At 51.3% G+C, this 16,364-nt stretch carries 15 protein-coding genes; 3 read left to right on the plus strand and 12 right to left on the minus strand.

Annotated features, from left to right (window positions below):
* Window positions 1–56: 56 nt before the first annotated feature.
* Both glgD and MKZ24_RS01625 read right to left on the minus strand, forming a co-directional pair.
* Window positions 57–1,160 carry a glucose-1-phosphate adenylyltransferase subunit GlgD gene (glgD, locus tag MKZ24_RS01620; protein WP_042232315.1) on the minus strand — a complete coding sequence of 368 codons (1,104 nt, stop codon included), beginning with the start codon at window positions 1,158–1,160 and terminating at the stop codon, window positions 57–59.
* A 22-nt stretch (window positions 1,161–1,182) separates the two neighbouring features.
* Window positions 1,183–2,346, minus strand: coding sequence for a glucose-1-phosphate adenylyltransferase (locus MKZ24_RS01625; RefSeq protein ID WP_042232313.1), 1,164 nt, complete (start codon window positions 2,344–2,346; stop codon window positions 1,183–1,185).
* A gap of 480 nt (window positions 2,347–2,826) precedes the next feature.
* On the opposite strand from MKZ24_RS01625, the gene MKZ24_RS01630 reads away from it, so the two are divergent.
* From MKZ24_RS01630 to MKZ24_RS01640, 3 genes are all read left to right on the plus strand, one after another.
* Window positions 2,827–3,513: a response regulator transcription factor gene (locus MKZ24_RS01630; RefSeq protein ID WP_340781106.1), complete on the plus strand. Its 687-nt coding sequence runs from the start codon at window positions 2,827–2,829 to the stop codon at window positions 3,511–3,513.
* Window positions 3,510–5,138: a sensor histidine kinase gene (locus MKZ24_RS01635; RefSeq protein ID WP_340781108.1), complete on the plus strand. Its 1,629-nt coding sequence runs from the start codon at window positions 3,510–3,512 to the stop codon at window positions 5,136–5,138. The genes MKZ24_RS01630 and MKZ24_RS01635 overlap by 4 nt, the downstream gene beginning before the upstream one ends.
* 183 nt (window positions 5,139–5,321) lie before the next feature.
* Window positions 5,322–5,888 (plus strand): FAD-dependent oxidoreductase, encoded by a 567-nt coding sequence (locus MKZ24_RS01640; RefSeq protein ID WP_340781109.1) that lies wholly within the window; start codon window positions 5,322–5,324, stop codon window positions 5,886–5,888.
* Between the two features lie 220 nt (window positions 5,889–6,108).
* Here the strand turns inward: MKZ24_RS01640 and MKZ24_RS01645 are convergent, their stop codons facing one another.
* The 10 genes from MKZ24_RS01645 to MKZ24_RS01690 form a co-directional block, all read right to left on the minus strand.
* The gene (locus MKZ24_RS01645; RefSeq protein WP_340781110.1) at window positions 6,109–7,092 is read right to left on the minus strand and encodes a glycosyltransferase family 2 protein; all 984 of its coding nucleotides are present in this window, start codon (window positions 7,090–7,092) and stop codon (window positions 6,109–6,111) included.
* A gap of 30 nt (window positions 7,093–7,122) precedes the next feature.
* Complete coding sequence (locus MKZ24_RS01650) at window positions 7,123–9,273, minus strand: ArnT family glycosyltransferase (RefSeq protein WP_340781111.1); 2,151 nt, start codon at window positions 9,271–9,273, stop codon at window positions 7,123–7,125.
* Between the two features lie 252 nt (window positions 9,274–9,525).
* Window positions 9,526–10,071, minus strand: coding sequence for a DUF1697 domain-containing protein (locus tag MKZ24_RS01655; RefSeq protein WP_042232302.1), 546 nt, complete (start codon window positions 10,069–10,071; stop codon window positions 9,526–9,528).
* 25 nt (window positions 10,072–10,096) lie between these two features.
* A complete protein-coding gene (locus tag MKZ24_RS01660; protein ID WP_340781112.1) occupies window positions 10,097–10,912 on the minus strand; it encodes a phosphotransferase family protein in 816 nt (271 codons plus the stop codon).
* A gap of 17 nt (window positions 10,913–10,929) precedes the next feature.
* A complete protein-coding gene (locus tag MKZ24_RS01665; protein ID WP_042232297.1) occupies window positions 10,930–11,226 on the minus strand; it encodes an antibiotic biosynthesis monooxygenase family protein in 297 nt (98 codons plus the stop codon).
* A gap of 15 nt (window positions 11,227–11,241) precedes the next feature.
* Window positions 11,242–11,862 (minus strand): alpha/beta hydrolase, encoded by a 621-nt coding sequence (locus MKZ24_RS01670; protein WP_042232296.1) that lies wholly within the window; start codon window positions 11,860–11,862, stop codon window positions 11,242–11,244.
* A gap of 228 nt (window positions 11,863–12,090) precedes the next feature.
* Window positions 12,091–13,200, minus strand: a complete 1,110-nt coding sequence (locus tag MKZ24_RS01675) for a GerAB/ArcD/ProY family transporter (protein WP_042232294.1) — start codon at window positions 13,198–13,200, stop codon at window positions 12,091–12,093.
* Between the two features lie 26 nt (window positions 13,201–13,226).
* Window positions 13,227–13,430 carry a hypothetical protein gene (locus MKZ24_RS01680; protein ID WP_042232292.1) on the minus strand — a complete coding sequence of 68 codons (204 nt, stop codon included), beginning with the start codon at window positions 13,428–13,430 and terminating at the stop codon, window positions 13,227–13,229.
* Window positions 13,431–13,432: 2 nt separating this feature from the next.
* Entirely contained in the window at window positions 13,433–14,569 is a 1,137-nt protein-coding gene (locus tag MKZ24_RS01685; RefSeq protein WP_042232289.1) for a Ger(x)C family spore germination protein, read from the minus strand.
* 14 nt (window positions 14,570–14,583) lie between these two features.
* On the minus strand, window positions 14,584–16,131 hold the full coding sequence (locus tag MKZ24_RS01690; RefSeq protein ID WP_197073028.1) for a spore germination protein: 1,548 nt from the start codon (window positions 16,129–16,131) through the stop codon (window positions 14,584–14,586).
* Window positions 16,132–16,364 lie beyond the last annotated feature (233 nt).

Genomic DNA, 16,364 nt, shown 5'->3' on the forward strand with positions numbered 1-16,364 from the left:
ATTACAACACTGGATCAGAAGAACTGCCACACTGCACAGTTCCCCTGATCCAGATATTATATCTTGCTGCTCTTGGCAATGACAAACGGACGTCTGCTGTCTCCGACAAGTATCCGTTCCTTGCTCAGATGCACGTCTTTGTCCATAATGACATTCTCAATTACGGCATTTTCTTCAATTACACATTTCTGCATGATTACTGAATTGATGATTTTGGCTCCCTTGCGGACCTGCACACCGCGGAAGATCACGCTGTTCTCTACAGTTCCGGCAATAATACAGCCGTTAGCTATAAGTGAATTGCTGACTGAAGCGCTATCCAGATAACGGGTAGGGGCTTCATATTTAATCTTGGTCTGGACCGGACTCTCTTTGAACAGGCCGAAATAGTTCTCCTGCTTCAGCAGCTCCAGGCTGTTCTTGTAGTAGCTCTCCAGCGAATTGATAACGGAATGATAACCCGTGTATTCATATGCGGCAATCTTGAACTTGTGGCGGTTCTTCTGAATGGCATCGCGGAAGAAATAGCTCTCGCCATGGGCGATGCAATGCTCCACCTGCTCCAGGAACAGCTTCTTCTCCATAATAAAAATATCCAGATATACATTGGGATGATGCTTCTCATGGTGAATATTCGTTACTGTATGGTCTTCATTTACCTCAACCCGCAGGCAGGGATCATGCTCCGGCTGGAGCTCATCAATCTGTTTATAGACCATAGTCACATCAGCGCCTTGCTCCAGATGGAATTGGTATACCTCCTGCAGATCAACTGTGTTAATATGCTGGCTGCCGGAGAACACAATATACTTCGCAGAAGCCCGTTTGAAGAAATCCAGATTGTTATGATAATGCTGCAGGTCGCCAAGGGACGTGTCCGTGGGATCATTCCAGTCCGGAGGCAGAATGAACAAGCCGCCGTGCTTACGGTTCATGTCCCAAGATTTCCCGTCGCCGAGATGGTCCATCAGCGAGCGGTACTTGCGGCGGACAAACAGTCCCACGCTCTCCAGCTCCGCACGCATCATGTTGGACAAGACGAAATCGATCAGTCGGTAGCGGCTGGCGAACGGGACCGCTGCCCCGCAGCGGAAATAGGTCAGTTCATTTAAATTATCCAGTTCATGGTCCAGATTGATTACGCCCATAAGCTCTTTCATCGGTATCCCCCGCCCTCTGTGGTTATATGGTTTTGGCTGCTACGGATTTGTTTTTTTTGCTGCGTTTGTCAATCAGCAGAATTTCGTCCTCATTCTCCCGGTTGACGCCGATTTCCATATAATCCTCAATGACTGTGCTCTCACTGATGATGGCTTTGTGGATTCTTACATTCTTGCCGATCTTCACCTTAGGCATAATTACAGAATCCGTAATCACGCTGCCTTCGCCCACTTCTACCCCATAGAACAGTACCGAATGCTTAACCTCGCCGTATACAATGCAGCCTTCGTTAATAATGCAGCTGGACACCTTGGCTCCCGGTGCAACATATTGTGCCGGCTGATTCGGATTACGGGTGAAGATTCTCCAGCTGGTATCATTCAGGTTCAGCGGAGGAGTGTCACTAAGGAGATCCATATTCGCTTCCCACAGGCTGTCTACAGTACCGACATCTCTCCAGTAGCCTTCGAAAGGATAAGCATACAGGGACTCTCCGTCATTCAGCATCAGCGGAATGATGTCCTTCCCGAAGTCATGGGACGAGCCGGCGTTCTCCCCGTCCTCAAGCAGATGCTTGCGAAGAACATCCCATTTAAAAATATATACACCCATAGAAGCAAGTGTGCTCTTAGGTTTGGCAGGCTTCTCATCAAACTCGTAAATCTTGAGATCGTCTTCCGTATTCAGTATGCCGAAGCGGCTCGCTTCCTCCAAGGGCACGTCAATGACCGAGATGGTGCAGTCGGCGTTCTTAGATTTGTGGTACTGCAGCATAGCATGATAATCCATCTTGTAAATATGGTCACCGGACAGAATCAGTACATGCTCCGGATCAAATTGATCAACAAACTTAAGATTGCGGTAAATCGCATCAGCCGTGCCCCGGTACCAGCTGCTTCCATTCTCCCGTTCATGCGGCGGCAATACAAACACCCCGCCGTCCTTGCGGTTCAAATCCCAGTCACTGCCGACTCCAATATACGAATGCAGCACCAGCGGTTCATACTGTGTCAGTACACCCACTGTGTCGATACCTGAATTCGAGCAATTACTTAAAGGAAAGTCGATAATGCGGTAGGTTCCTCCGAAATAAACAGCCGGTTTGGCAATCGATTTGGTTAATCCCTTCAATCTTTTTCCTTGGCCTCCCGCCAATAGCATGGCTACCATCTCTTTTTTCTTCATGGAAGAGCCTCCTTGACTTATGGGTAATGAAGCATGTAATAAATAGGTTGAATGATTGGTGCGGTGTAGTGTAGATCCCACCTTGAAACCCAAAAAGAATTGAAGCGGAAAGAAGCAAACCATAAGAAATGCGTGTGACAGGAATGAATAAGATTTAAAACGGGGGAGGAAACAGAGAATCGGGACAAGCTACCGGTTTAGCAGAAAAAAACGCTCAAAACCGGGATTGTATCCTTATTGTAAAGTGTTCTCTACCCGCCGTCAAAACCCTTTATTGTCCGCTTCAAAAACTTTTAATTTCTAACTATAATCCTTATTAATAACATTAATATTTCCGTATAATTAGTTTAACCATTATGATTAACCATGAACGACAATTCTGAATCCAATCTTTGGCTCCAATGACCTATTTTCAGCAAACGTTCAACGGATAGCGTCATACTATGGACACTATAATCACTGAATATGGAGGAAATGCTAATGAAAGCAGCGCAAGGCGTCCGATTGCTCCTGGTGGATGATGAGCCTCATATCCTCCAGTTTCTTGAACTGGGATTAATGAACGAAGGATTTGAAGTACAGACTGCGCCGGATGGTGCAGGTGCAATCGCTGCAGCCGCAGAGTTCAAGCCGCATGTCGTGATTCTCGATGTCATGATGCCCAGCATGGACGGCTTCGAGGTCGTCCGCTATCTCCGTTCAGAGGAAACGGAGGTGGCTGTGATCATGCTTACCGCCAAGGATGAAGTGGATGACCGGGTTAAAGGCCTGTCTATCGGTGCGGATGATTATATGGTCAAGCCCTTCAGCTTCGACGAGCTGCTGGCCAGGATTCAGGCCCGCCTGCGCAACCAGTTCCCGGGACTGCTCGGCGAGGTGCGCTGCGGCCCCTTCCGGATTGACGGCCGGCGCAAGGAAATCCGCCACAAGGAGGAGGTGCTGGAGCTCTCGCCCACAGAATATGAGCTGCTGCAATATCTGGTTATTAACCACGGGCTGGTGCTGAGTAAACCCATGATTCTGGACAAGGTGTGGGGATATGATTTCGGCGGTGAGGAAAACATCGTTGAGGTCTACATCCGTTCCCTCCGGGAGAAGCTTGGTGACAAGGATCACCGGATTATCCGCACCTTGCGCGGCGCGGGATACCGGGTGGACCTTGTATGATTGCCCGGACCCGGGGCTTCTTCAGCAAACTGCAGGCACCGCGATCCCTCCGCAAACAGCTGCTGGCCACCTCGCTGTTAATCCTGTCCGTATTGCTGATTCTGATCGGGGTACTCCAGTATGCTCTGATGCGGAATTTCATTTACAGCAACCGCGCGGAAGCTATGGAAACCCAGATGCGCTCCGTGCCGCGCGAATTCTATTACATTAATCTTAATAATCCTGCGGGAAATGCAGCAGATCTAAACGACAGTGCGGGGGGCAATTTTCCTGGCGGAGCTGTAAGCGGAACAATAAGCCCGGGTAACCCTCTCCAAAGCGGGAATCCTGGCGGGGCTGACAGCGCCGGGAATAACGCCAACATGGGCCCTGGCAACAAGCGGTTCTACGCAGACCGCCGCCCGCTGCTGCTTGATGCCCATACTACGATAGCCATATACAGCTCAGACGGCACCTTCAAGGATCTGCAGGAAGAAACCCTGTCTGCTTCAGCAGCACCAAGAATGAGCAACGGGGAATATAACAGCCTGCTGAAGCAGGCATCCGATAAGGCTACCGGGAAATACAGGCTGATTACGGCAGCAGACGGCAACGAGCATCTGGCTGTCTTCATGAACCTCGGCAGACCGGGTACTACTAAAATGCTGCTGCAAATGAGCGTGGAAACCGGGCCGCTGAGAGATGTAATTATGCAGCAGCTGCTTATTTTTGGCGCGTTATCGGTAGTCGCACTGCTGGCCGGACTGTTCCTGTACCTGCCCGCACTGCGCAAAACGCTGATTCCCTTGTCCAATATGGGGGAATCCGCCCAAAGCATCGACGCCGGCAATCTCGATGTGCGCTTCCCTGTAGAGCAGGGTCAGCTTGAGGTCGACAAGCTCTCCCAGTCCTTCAACGGAATGCTGGAGCGCCTGGAAATTTCTTTTCACAATGAACGTGAGGCCAAAGAACAGATGCGCCGGTTCGCGGCAGATGCCTCCCACGAGCTAAGAACTCCGCTGACCTCAATATACGGGTTCCTGGAGGTACTGCTCCGGGGAGCGGCCGATAACCGGGATCAGCTCTATAGCGCACTCAACAGCATGCATGGAGAGGCCAAACGCATCAACAAACTGGTGGAGGATCTGCTGCTGCTTGCCCGTATGGATGGTGCTCCGCAGCTGCGGGTCAAGAATCTGCTGCTCGGTGAGATGATTGACGAGATGCAGCCGCAGCTGCGGGTACTGGCCGGTAAGCGCGAGGTGAACTTCGATATTTCCTATGGCGTGAGCGGCCCTGTTGATGCTGACAAAATAAAGCAGGTTATTCTTAATCTATTCCATAACGCCGTGCAGCATACGGATGCGGAATCCGGAGCGATACAAGTCTCGCTGCATGCCAGAGGAACAGTGGCTGTTCTGACTGTGAAGGACAACGGCTCCGGTATCGCTGCCGGACATCTCCCGCATGTCTTCGACCGGTTCTACCGCAGTGATTCTTCCCGCACCAGAAAATACGGCGGCTCGGGGCTCGGATTATCCATTACCAAGTCTATCGTGGAGGCGCATCAAGGAGAGATTACTGTAACCAGCACTCCTGGTGAATTCACAATCTTCCAAGTCTCTCTCCCCTGCCTGCCGGATTAGCTAATGACCTGTAATTAACGATATAATAGTTAGCAGAAGAAAGGGCCGCCCTCATATAATGCTTCATCAAGATCATTCATAGAGGCTAGGCTAGCAAACTTAAGCTTAAGCTTCCGAAGTGAGTTTTGTCGGAAGGATTTCACTGAAGCTAAGCTACTAACAAAACTTTTAGGAGGTTACATCATGTACGAAATCGCTATTATCGGCGCCGGTCCTGCCGGGGCAAGTGCCGCATTGTTCGCCGCCAAGGCGGGCAAAAAAACACTGTTGATCGACAATGACAAAGGCATGACCCGCAGAGGCTGGTATGAGAACTTTTACGGAATCAACGAAATCGGCGGACCCGACCTTGTGGAGACCGGACATAATCAGGCCGTGAAATTCGGAGCTGAACTCGTAGCCGAGCAGGCAACCGGACTGAGCGCAAGCGGAGAAGGCTTCGTAATCGAGACCGAGAGCGGCGCTACCTATGAGGCCAAGCATGTTATTCTGGCTACAGGGGTTCTGACTGATCTGGCTGCCAAGGCCGGAGTGGAAACCAAGGATGGCACGGAGCCAAGAATCAAGACGGTTATTGCAGCTACTGCAGAAGGCAAAACGAACATTGACGGCATCTGGGCAGCAGGAACAGTTGCCGGTGTAAGTGTGCACGCAATTATTACTGCCGGAGACGGGGCCAAGGTTGCGGTTAATATTATCAGTGAGCTGAACGGCGCGCGGTATGTTGATCATGACTTGCTAAAGGCTTAATTCACGCAGACTAATAAGAATCCCATTAAACAATGCCTAAACGACCCGCCTTTCATCCATGGATGAGGGGCGGGTCGGATTCTTGAGCCGGGTGCCATAACGGGGCGTTGAGCCTTAGAGGCTTGGGGGTTAACGAGAATGCTCCAGAGTTCAGCCGCAGCAAAAAGCTGCTCGGGCCGATCACGGCTCGCTTGCCGTGATCGGCCCGAGCAGCCTTCAATTATTTGTCAAGATGGGCTACTCTGTGCTTCTGCGTATTTTGCTGCGGTCTGCCGCCGTAGAACTCCTGTACAATGTAAAGCGGACGTCCCTTGGATTCATCATAGATCCGGCCGACATACTCGCCCAGCACGCCCAGCATAATTAGCACAAAGCCGTTAAAGGTTAGTGTAATGCCGATCATCGACGCCCACCCTTTAACGGCCGCGTCCGTAAAGAGCGCCAGGTAGAGCACATACATAAGGTACAAAAAGCCGGATGCGGACAGCAGGGCTCCGAGATAGCCCGCCAGCTTCAGCGGTTTATACGAGAAGGATGTAATACCGTCTAGCGACAGCTTAATCATGCGCTTCAGCGGATATTTGGTTTCTCCGGCCAAACGTTCATCCCGCTCGTATTCGAGCGCCTTCTGGCGAAAGCCCACCCAGCTTACCAGTCCGCGGACAAAACGGTTTTTCTCCGGCAGACGCTTCAGCTCATCGCAGACCTTGCGGTCAATGAGGCGGAAATCGCCGGTATCTACCGGGATAGAGATATCTGTTGAATAACGGAGCACCCGGTAAAAGAGGGCTGCTGTCCACTTTTTGAACAGCGATTCCCCGTTTCGTTTGATGCGTTTGGCGTATACGACCTCATAGCCTTTTTTCCATTCGGCAATCATATCGAGGATCAGTTCGGGCGGGTCCTGTAGATCCGCATCAATAATGACAACGGCATCGCCCAGGGAGTAATCCATACCTGCAGTGATGGCGATCTGGTGGCCGAAATTACGGGACAAGTCAATCAGCTTGACACTTTCATCCCAATAGCTGTACTCCTCGATCATCTGCGCACAGTTGTCTGTACTTCCGTCATTGACGAAGAGCAGCTCATAGGACTCACCAGTAGCTCCCATCACTTTCTTGATCCGCCGGTACGTCTCCTGAATCACTTCCTCTTCATTGAACATCGGTATAATTATGGAATAGCGTACTTTGGTGCTCATGGGTAGCTCCTCCTCAAATGATGTAGTATCTTAATTAAGGGTTACTTCGTATAATGTTCCGCCATTGCCGCCAGTCTGTGTTCCCTGCCAGTCTGCGGAAGGAACCTCAGTCCCGTTATCAGTGATCCAGGAAGTAATTTCAGAGCTGCCGCCTCCGCGTCCTCCGCCCATACCGCCGCTGGATACCAGGAAGTACTTCACTTGACCGCTCTCCACCAATGCCTTCAGTGAATCTGTTGTATACGGTACATCCGAGGCGTTGAATCCGTTAAGGATAACCACTGACTCGCCTTCGTCGATAATATAAGCACCAGCTGTTCCATAATCCATCGCTGCGAACAGGTATTTCTCACCGGTGTTATGTTCCTTGAGATAAGCCAGCAGATTCTCATTAATTCCTGTAGCACTATTCCTGCCGCCCATACCGCCAAAGCCGCTGCTGTCCGGGCCGGCTGCCGGAGTCATGCTGTTATTGCCGTATATGATCGGTGTAAACGCCCAGTAGAGCGGGCCAATCAGCAGCACGAGAAGTCCTGTTACAGCCGCGGCATGCACCAGAGACTGCTTAACTATGGTGCCTTTCAGCATCCGCAGGATCACCAGCAGTACCGATACTGCAACGCCCGCTGCCAGAACACCGGTAGACCAGCCGCTGCCGATGGTATCGTCATAAGGATGTATGATATACACCTCAAGTACCGTGGTAGCAAGTACCGCTGCGGGAAGCAGCCAGGACAGCCAGGTCGCACGTTCCTTGTAATAGCTCCAGAGCTGCGACCAGCCTGCACCTGCCAGCGCCGCAACCGGCGGAGCCATCATGATCAGATAGTATTGGTGGAAGAATCCTGCGATACTGAAGAATCCCATCACCGGCACCAGCCAGGCGAGCCAGAACAAGGCCTCCTTATGCTTCCGGGTGAAGTTCTTGCGGCGAAGGCTGGCAAAAATTCCGATGCAGCCAAACAACACGAACGGCAGCAGCCAGCTGGCTTGACCGGATAATTCGGATTGGAACAACCGAAGCGGGCCGGCTGTACCTGTGTTGAACATCCCGCCTCCGCCATTCATTCCGCCTGGGCCGCCTGGGCCGCCTTGACCGCCGGCACCGCCGTCAAACCCGGGACCGCCTCCTTCAAACCCTCTTCCGCCACCTTGTCCCTGCATTCCGCCATCCTGTCCGGCAGCCGGCTCCCGGCTTCCGTCGCCTTGGCCTGGGGCGGCTCCATTGTTGCCACGGCCCTGATCATCCCCGGCCGCAGAATCCTGGCTCTGCACCTGTTCTTGCCCGGCAGCAGCCCACGAACCGCCGGCTCCATTCATTGCCGGCATTTCACCGCCAAATCCAGGCATCTCCCCATTCATTGCTGGCATTCCGCCACCGCCAGTCCCTCGGTCACCGGTCAAACGGGAAACACCGTTATATCCAAAGGCCAGATTGAGTACAGAGTTGGTTCCGCTGCTTCCGATATAAGGACGTTTGTCCGCAGGAATGGAATCTACGACTACTGCCCATGAGAGCGAAACGGCCAGCAGCACTGCGGTGCAGGCTGCCAAAGTGCCTGTTTTCTTCTTCCAGTTGACCTTGGCCGCCAAGATATAGAACAGATAGAATGCCGGAACGACCATATAAGCCTGCAGCATCTTCTCATTGAAGGCTACACCAATCAGCCCGAATGCAGCGAGCAAGCTGCCCATCCTGTGCATTCTGATGCCTCTGAACAGAAACCATGCCCCCAGCAGCAAAGTAAACACCAGCAGCGCGTCAATATTGTTCGTGCGGCTTACCGCCGCTGCTACCGGTGTAGCCGCCATAGCCAGCGCCGCGAGCCGTGCCGCTGCCCGGCCGAAGGTAGGCTTCACAAGCAGATAGACAATGAATACAGAGCCTACACCGCCCAGTGCCTGCGGCAGTATGACACTCCAGCCATGCAGGCCAAAGATCAGCGCGCTTAATGTCTGCAGCCAGAACGTTACCGGCGGCTTATCGACAGTCACTGACCCTGCCGAGTCAAGGGAGGCGAAGAAGAAATTATGGAAGCTCTGCAGCATGCTCCCTACTGCGGTAGTGTAGTACGTATTGACATATTGATCATTCCAGATTCCATACCCGTACAGAACCGCCGCCAGCAGCAGAATACCCAGCAATACAACGTCTGAACCCAGCCTTTTCAGTAATTTCATTGATTCATCCACTCCCATCCGTTCTTCTTGACATCCGGTAAGACGCCTTGTTGACCGGCCTTATCTTTGTATAGGTGTATTATTGCATCCTTACCTTAACTCATAATGAAATCAGGCTGAATGTTTGCTGAAACACTGGCCTAATACAAATGAACGGCAAACAGCCCCGCTTCGCCGTCCATGCTTCAGGAGCGGCACCGTAATAACGGAAGCGGGGTTATAAAATAAAGCACAAAGTGCGAAATCCTCAAGCTACGGCTTGCGGGCCAATGCTGTCACCTTACCAAGGGTATTCCAGTTGCGTGCGGTGAGGGTTGTGCCCAGCAGTCTGTCGAACTGTACTTTGAAGAGCGGCGATTCACTTACACTCACCTCATAGTAGGTGTACATTTCTTTACCGACCACCCGCACCCTGTCCGCTCCATCCTCATAGGGACGAATCATCTCCAGCGCCTCAGCCGAAGGCTCAGCGTCCAGAAACGAAACGTACAGACGTTTGAATTCCTCCGGCTCCGTCAGCGGGAACGGATTGCCGGCAATGACCGCTTCCAGTTCCTCCAGGGAACGGATGATCACGGGCACCCCGAATCCGAAGGTCTCCTGAATGCGCTGGCTGATCACCTCAGAGAGCCGGATGGCGGAAGACTCTTCACTCTCAAATACAACATTTCCGCTCTGGATATAAGTCCGTACATTCTCATACTGGAGCTCTGCGAACATTGCCTTAAGCTCCTGCATTTTGATCAACTTGTTGCCGCCGACATTAATCCCGCGCAGCAGTGCAATGTATGTACTCATAAGCGTACCTGCTTTCTGTTGAAGATTATTGGGCGGGCGGCAGTGCTCTCAGGCGTTTGCGGATTTCGCGGACCAGCTGCTCCTTCTCAGGTACCGGAAGCCACTCTACCAGCCGTGCGGCCGCTACCGGCAGTATCCAAGCTTCAATGTCTGCCAGGGATAGCCCTGATAGTCTCACATATTCACGGGTATATTGACTCGTCATCCGCTTTCTGGCGAAGCCTAAGAACATTTTGGTGAACAAAGAGGCATGTTTAGGCATGGCACCTATACTGAACATGACTACGGACCGCGCAGCATCTGCCGCAGGATTTCCCGAAACGGCAGTCATCCAGTCAATGACCCACAGCTGCCCGTCCATCAGCACATTGTCCGGATGGAAATCCCCATGACAAAGCTTGTTCCCGTCCGGAAGCAGCTCCAGCTGAGATAGAATAGGTGCCTTCTCTTCCATATTAAGCATAGGTGCAGCAATAACATTCTGCTTCAGCCGCTGTTTCTGTTCTCCAGCTTCACCCGGGCCTGCAAGCTGATGGAGGCTGTAATGAAGAGCCGCCATCTGCCTCGCGTAGCTGGAGATTAGCCTTGGTTTGGCACCCATCAGCTTCAGCAGCGAAGGACCATGGATCTGCTGGAACACAATTCCCTTCCTGCCCTCTTCCGCAACAAGCTCAACCGGCTGCGGGGTACGCACTCCCTGTTCAAAGACATATGTACTGATGTCGTATTCCCAGTCCACATGATGCTCCGGAACCTCATCCAGGTAGAGCTTAAGAATCCTTCCTTCGCCATACTCCATGACTTCCGCAGTCCGGCCTTTTCCAATTATTTTCCCCAGCATCCCGCTCTTCCTTTCCTCTAGTCCAGATTGATCCGGGTATAATGCTCCACTACCGGGAAAGGGCTGTAGTAATGATGCAGCAGCGCTTTCCACTCCTGATACTGGGCCGATTCTCTGAATCCCACCGTGTGATCCTCCAGGCTGCGCCATCTGACAATCAGCAGATATTTATGGTCATCCTCCATACAGTGCTGGAGCTCATGCCCCAAATAACCATCAATCGAGGCAATCAGCGGAGAGGCCTCCTTGAAGCTCTGTTCAAACTGCCGGGTCAGTCCCGGCTTCACCTGCAGCATTGCCGCTTCTGTAATCATGTTTTTATCTCTCCCTTAAAGTGAATCGCGGAAAAACTCATGATAGAAATTAATAATGACCAGCAGTACGGCCAGCGATTCATTGACACTGCCCACTTCCAGAGAATGGTTAGCGTCATCAATTCTGTACACCCGTACCTGCTTCAAGCCGCTGAGCTCGGTGGAATGCTGCTCGGTGAACATCGGGTCACTCCCGCCGTAAATAACGCTGCCCCGGCTCTGCTTAATGTAAGGGATACTTTCAGCTACCGGAGTAAGGAACAGCTGGGATATCTTCTCCCCCATTCCCGTCTCTGAAGCCACCTTACCGGCGATAACGGTCCCCATGCTCTTGCTGATGAACAGCAGCTGCTCATACTCCGGAAGCGAAGCAAGTGCCACCTTGCATTCTTCTGCGACAATATCGATCTCTTCACGTTTGAAGGCCATCCGTGCACTTTGGTATCCATATTCCAGCAGCAGCAGATCACAGCCGTATTCACGGGCCAGCTTGCCTGCATATTCCAGCAGGGGCCGCTCGGCAGAATAATTCTGTCCCGGAAATACCACGACCAGCGCTTTGGAGCCTTGCACAACATACTTATGTCTGACCTCCCTGCCCCAATGCGAGGACATTACGATGCTGGACACACTCATCTATTCTCACGCCTTTCGTTAACCTGTTGTATAGAGGCGGTCGCTTCCGCTCCTGCAGTTCCAAAATCCCCCTCTGATTCTCAAACGTTAGTCTCTGCCTCTCATTATAGCTAAATTCTAAATCATTGGACATTAAATAGCCCCACAATGTGGGACTAAGGGTAATAACGCCTAAGTTAAGTATCTTATCTCAAAACGTGTTAAACGTTGTTCTTCAGCGCTTGCGGGCTACTGCTGCCGGGAAGCCGCAAGCCTGCGCCCCTTTCCCCGGGAGAGAATCTCCGCAGTAATCCATAGAATTACAGGAATAACTACCTGGAACGGGAGTGCGTATATCTTATAGATATGATACGCAAAATACTGCATATCCATAATATCCGTGTAAATGAAATCGGATAGATAGACCATGATAAGTCCCATCTGCAGCACCACCGACCGGTAGCTCTTCAATTTGAAAACTCTGGCCAAGCCAATACAGGTGACGTACAGGCAAAGACTGACTTTAATGAACATCGTGGTTACAAATACTATGGCCCCCGAGCCCTCAATTCTGGTCAGGAAATCGCCAATGTTAATTCTGCTGATAGCCACATACGAGGGAAAATACAGACTTGACATAATATCAGGACCCAGCACCAGTAAATTACGGAAAGTAATTATAATTATAGTTATTCCCGCAATCAGTGTTCCGCTTACAAGCACCCGTCTGGCGGAGCCTTTGGCAGGCAGCACATTGAAGGCGCCCAGAAAGACCACAATCTCGGCAAATGGAAACGTAAATGCTCCTGCTGCATCTCCAAAGACAGGCCTCCATCCGCGGTCCAGCAGCGGCAAAAGATGATGGAACTCAAATTTAGGAACCGAAAGGAACTGGATCAGTATAATCACCATGTAACTAAACAGCAGCAGGAATTTAGCGCTTCTGCCGATCACCTCTATTCCTGCAATGACTACCCAGACGCATAGCAGTCCGATCATTAGCATAGGAGCGATCATCGGCGTTGAGGTTAAGGCAACCGTCTTGCTGAATTCCCCGAAATTCCGCAGCACAAGCGCCCCCAGATGCAGCGCGTAGAAGATGTACAGGCAGGAACCCAGCCGGCCAACAATAGGACCGAATACTTCGATCAGCATATCAAACAGATTCTTACCCGGAAACAGGACATGAAGCCTCGCGTAGATGAGCATGAGCGGCACAGCCAGTATTATGGCTATAATCAGGGCAATCCAGCTGCTGCTGCCGGACTGCCCGGCCACGCCCATGAATAATGAACTACCCATAATAAACTGTACGGTTATGCTAATGGCCTGGCCCGCTGGTATGATCTCTTTGCTCATGTGATCTCCTCCTTCTGGAGCGTGCTTCAGTACAGTTTTTTTATCAGATTTACGATAACCGGTGATGGACTGGGGATCTCCCAATGCATCGCGAGCGCGAAGGCCAGAGAGAAGGATATCAGGCACAGCACGGAGCATACGTAGAAATCACGTTTCATCCCCCGCTTTAGCAGCCCGTAAGGGTCAAGTACAGCAATAACCGAATAGATGACTATAAGGTAGATAGCCATGGCTAATCCCCCCGCTTGATGGCCCGCTTGGTTTTGGCACTGCTCTCTATGGTAACTTTTGAACGGACTGTCACATCCACCTGGACGAACTCTTCCGGCCATTGCCCCTTAATCTCAGCCCATAATTTGGGATGATACGCATGTATCACTTCACCAAAGCCAAAGATATCGGCCCCGTACTCCTGCTGCACCTTGTGGATTACAGCGAGGATATTCGTCTGAAGCTGCTCACTAGCCCTCGCTTCAATATCCTGGGTCGTCTCATCCTTCTGGAAGCCTTCATGTGTCATCACTTCATCCAGCCCCACTTGGGTATCTGTATGAATTTGCATCAGCACCTTACCCTCGACGATTCTAGGCTTCAGCTTGGTCCGGCTTCCTAAGATCTCCAGAGAGTACGAAGGGATTCCGTCTTTATTACCCACCTCCAGCACTCCTCCTTGTATCTTATTCTTTACAAACAGTGCGCTCTTCGTCTCATCACCGTTCAGACTTCCTACCATTCTATCCTTCTTGAATATGGCGGTGCCGTCCACGCGTTCGGTCTTCTTCCCGTTCTCATCATGAATGCTGATAATGGGAGCTATGGCGCTTTTGCCCACTGTCTCTAACTTATCAATGAAATCCCATATTTCTACAACGGGTGCTGAGCCGACATGCTTCTCGTCCCGCATCATCTGGGCCAATTCAAACGACAGCACGGTCTGCGTCGCTTTATTCAAATCCAGCACCTCATGTGCTGTTTTCTCGCCCGAGACAAATATGAATACATCTGACCGGGTTTCCGTATCTCTGCTGTACCAGTCCAACGCTTTAATTAGGCCGTCTCGGGCAATCTCTTTACTGACGATAATGCTCTTCGAATGGCTCCAGAATAGCTTCTTGCCAGTCAAGGAAATCATATTGCGGACAATTTCGAACATGGTATCACCGCTGAGACTTAACATCCTGAATCCGGACTGATTCCTGTCCTTTCCGCCAGTGGTATCAACTATCTCTGCTGTAAGCTGCAGCTTCCCGTCCTCCTTGTTCTTGTCAATCGCTACTCCAGCTACAATGGCCATATCATCAACCTCAGTATAATTCCAGCACCCGGTGATGCTCAGCAGCAGCAGCAGCGAGATCTGAACAGACAGCATTCTGCGCAAAATCCTCATGACCGCTTTGCCGGCTTCTTGGATGGCTGCCGCCTCATATTGCGCGCTCCAATCATTGCGGGACGCAGGTACATATCCCACCATGGCGCCCGAATGGCTGTATCCTTAATATCCTGCGGACGGATGGAGCCTACTCCGAGCATGTAGGGAACCCCGAAGGAGCGCATGCTCATCAGGTGAATCACCAGGCCGAGCAGGCCGAAGTAATATCCGTATATCCCCAGGAAAAAGGTCACCAGAAGCAGTCCCAGCCTGACAATAATTAGCGGTCCGGTCAGCCGCGGATTGAGCAGTGTCGTGATTCCCGTTAATCCCACGACAATAACCATCGGTGCACTGACAATTCGCGCATCAACAGCAGCCTGACCCAGAACCAGTGCTCCTACGATACTGACAGCCTGGCCAATGGAGGTTGGAATACGGGCTCCCGCTTCCCGCAGTACCTCGAAGATTGTAAGCATAATTATCGCCTCAACTATCGTAGGGAAAGGCACTGACATCCTGGCATTGGCAATGCTTAACAGCAGCTGCGTCGGAACCATCTCCTGAGCATAGGTAACCAGTGCAACATACCCGGCGGGTATGCTGACCGACATGAAGGCTCCAAGTACTCTAAGCAGCCGGTTAAAGGAGGCAAAATAATAATTAATATAATAATCCTCGCTGGCCTGAAAATTCTCCACAAACACATACGGCAGTGTTAATACAAAGGAAGTCCCCTCAATGAGAAGAGCAATTCTTCCCTCCATAATCTTGCCAACTACAGAGTCCGGCCGTTCAGTACTGCCGATCAGCTCGAAGGGTGAATAGGGTTCGTCGCGGATAAGCTCGGCAAGATAGCCTGTATCCAATAAATGGTCAATCTCCACACGCTCCAGACGTGTATAGAGCTCCTTAAGAATGTCGGGGGAGGCCAAACTTTCCATGTAGCAGATGCAGGTCTGTGTCTTGCTGCGTGTTCCGATATTGGTGAAGACAAATTTCAAATCAGAGTTCTGCACTCTGCGGCGGATAAGGGTAAGATTAACGAGCAGCGATTCGGTAAAGCCTTCTCTGGGACCTCGCACCGCTTTTTCCGTCTCAGGCTCTGCTATTGAGCGTGTCTCCCACCCTTGGGCATTGATATTGAGCGCCCCGGCATAGCCGTCTAAGAGAAATACGGTCTTCCCGCTCACTACTGCACCGACCAGTTCTTCCAGCTCCGTAGAGACCATAATGTCACTGATATTGATAACTTCCATACGGATTTTCTCCATCAGCTCGGCAGGATTTCCACTCTCTTTCTCTGAGAATTCATAGTTCATCACCGGCTTAGTAATCCCATTCTGAATAAGATCCCGGTCAATCATTCCCTCCACGTAGATTAAACCGCAGCGGACCGGTACGCCGTGTTTATTCTCAATGACCCGGACCCTCAGGGTGCCGTCGTTGTTAAATATCCTCCGGAACAGCGCTATCGTATCATCCAGCGAAGGACTCAGCGGCTGGTAAGAAGATATTTTGCCGGCAGATTCATTATTCATTGCAGCATCCTTACTCTTCACAGCAGTCACCCCTGTCGCATTTCTATTGCTCTGATTATCCCCCGTCTCTCTAACTCCTATTCGCCATAATTATGCTGTAGAGGAAGAACTCAGGCTTAGGCAACGAACAGCAAAAAGCCCCTGTCTGTGCAGACAGAGGCTTGGCAGGGCAGGACCGGGAGAACTATTATCAGGCTATCGCAACTGCTCCATCCCGGCAGATGCTCTATGCAGCGCTTTATGTTATGGTTGTC

It is taken from the genome of Paenibacillus sp. FSL R7-0297 (assembly GCF_038009025.1).
GTDB lineage: Bacteria > Bacillota > Bacilli > Paenibacillales > Paenibacillaceae > Paenibacillus_AQ.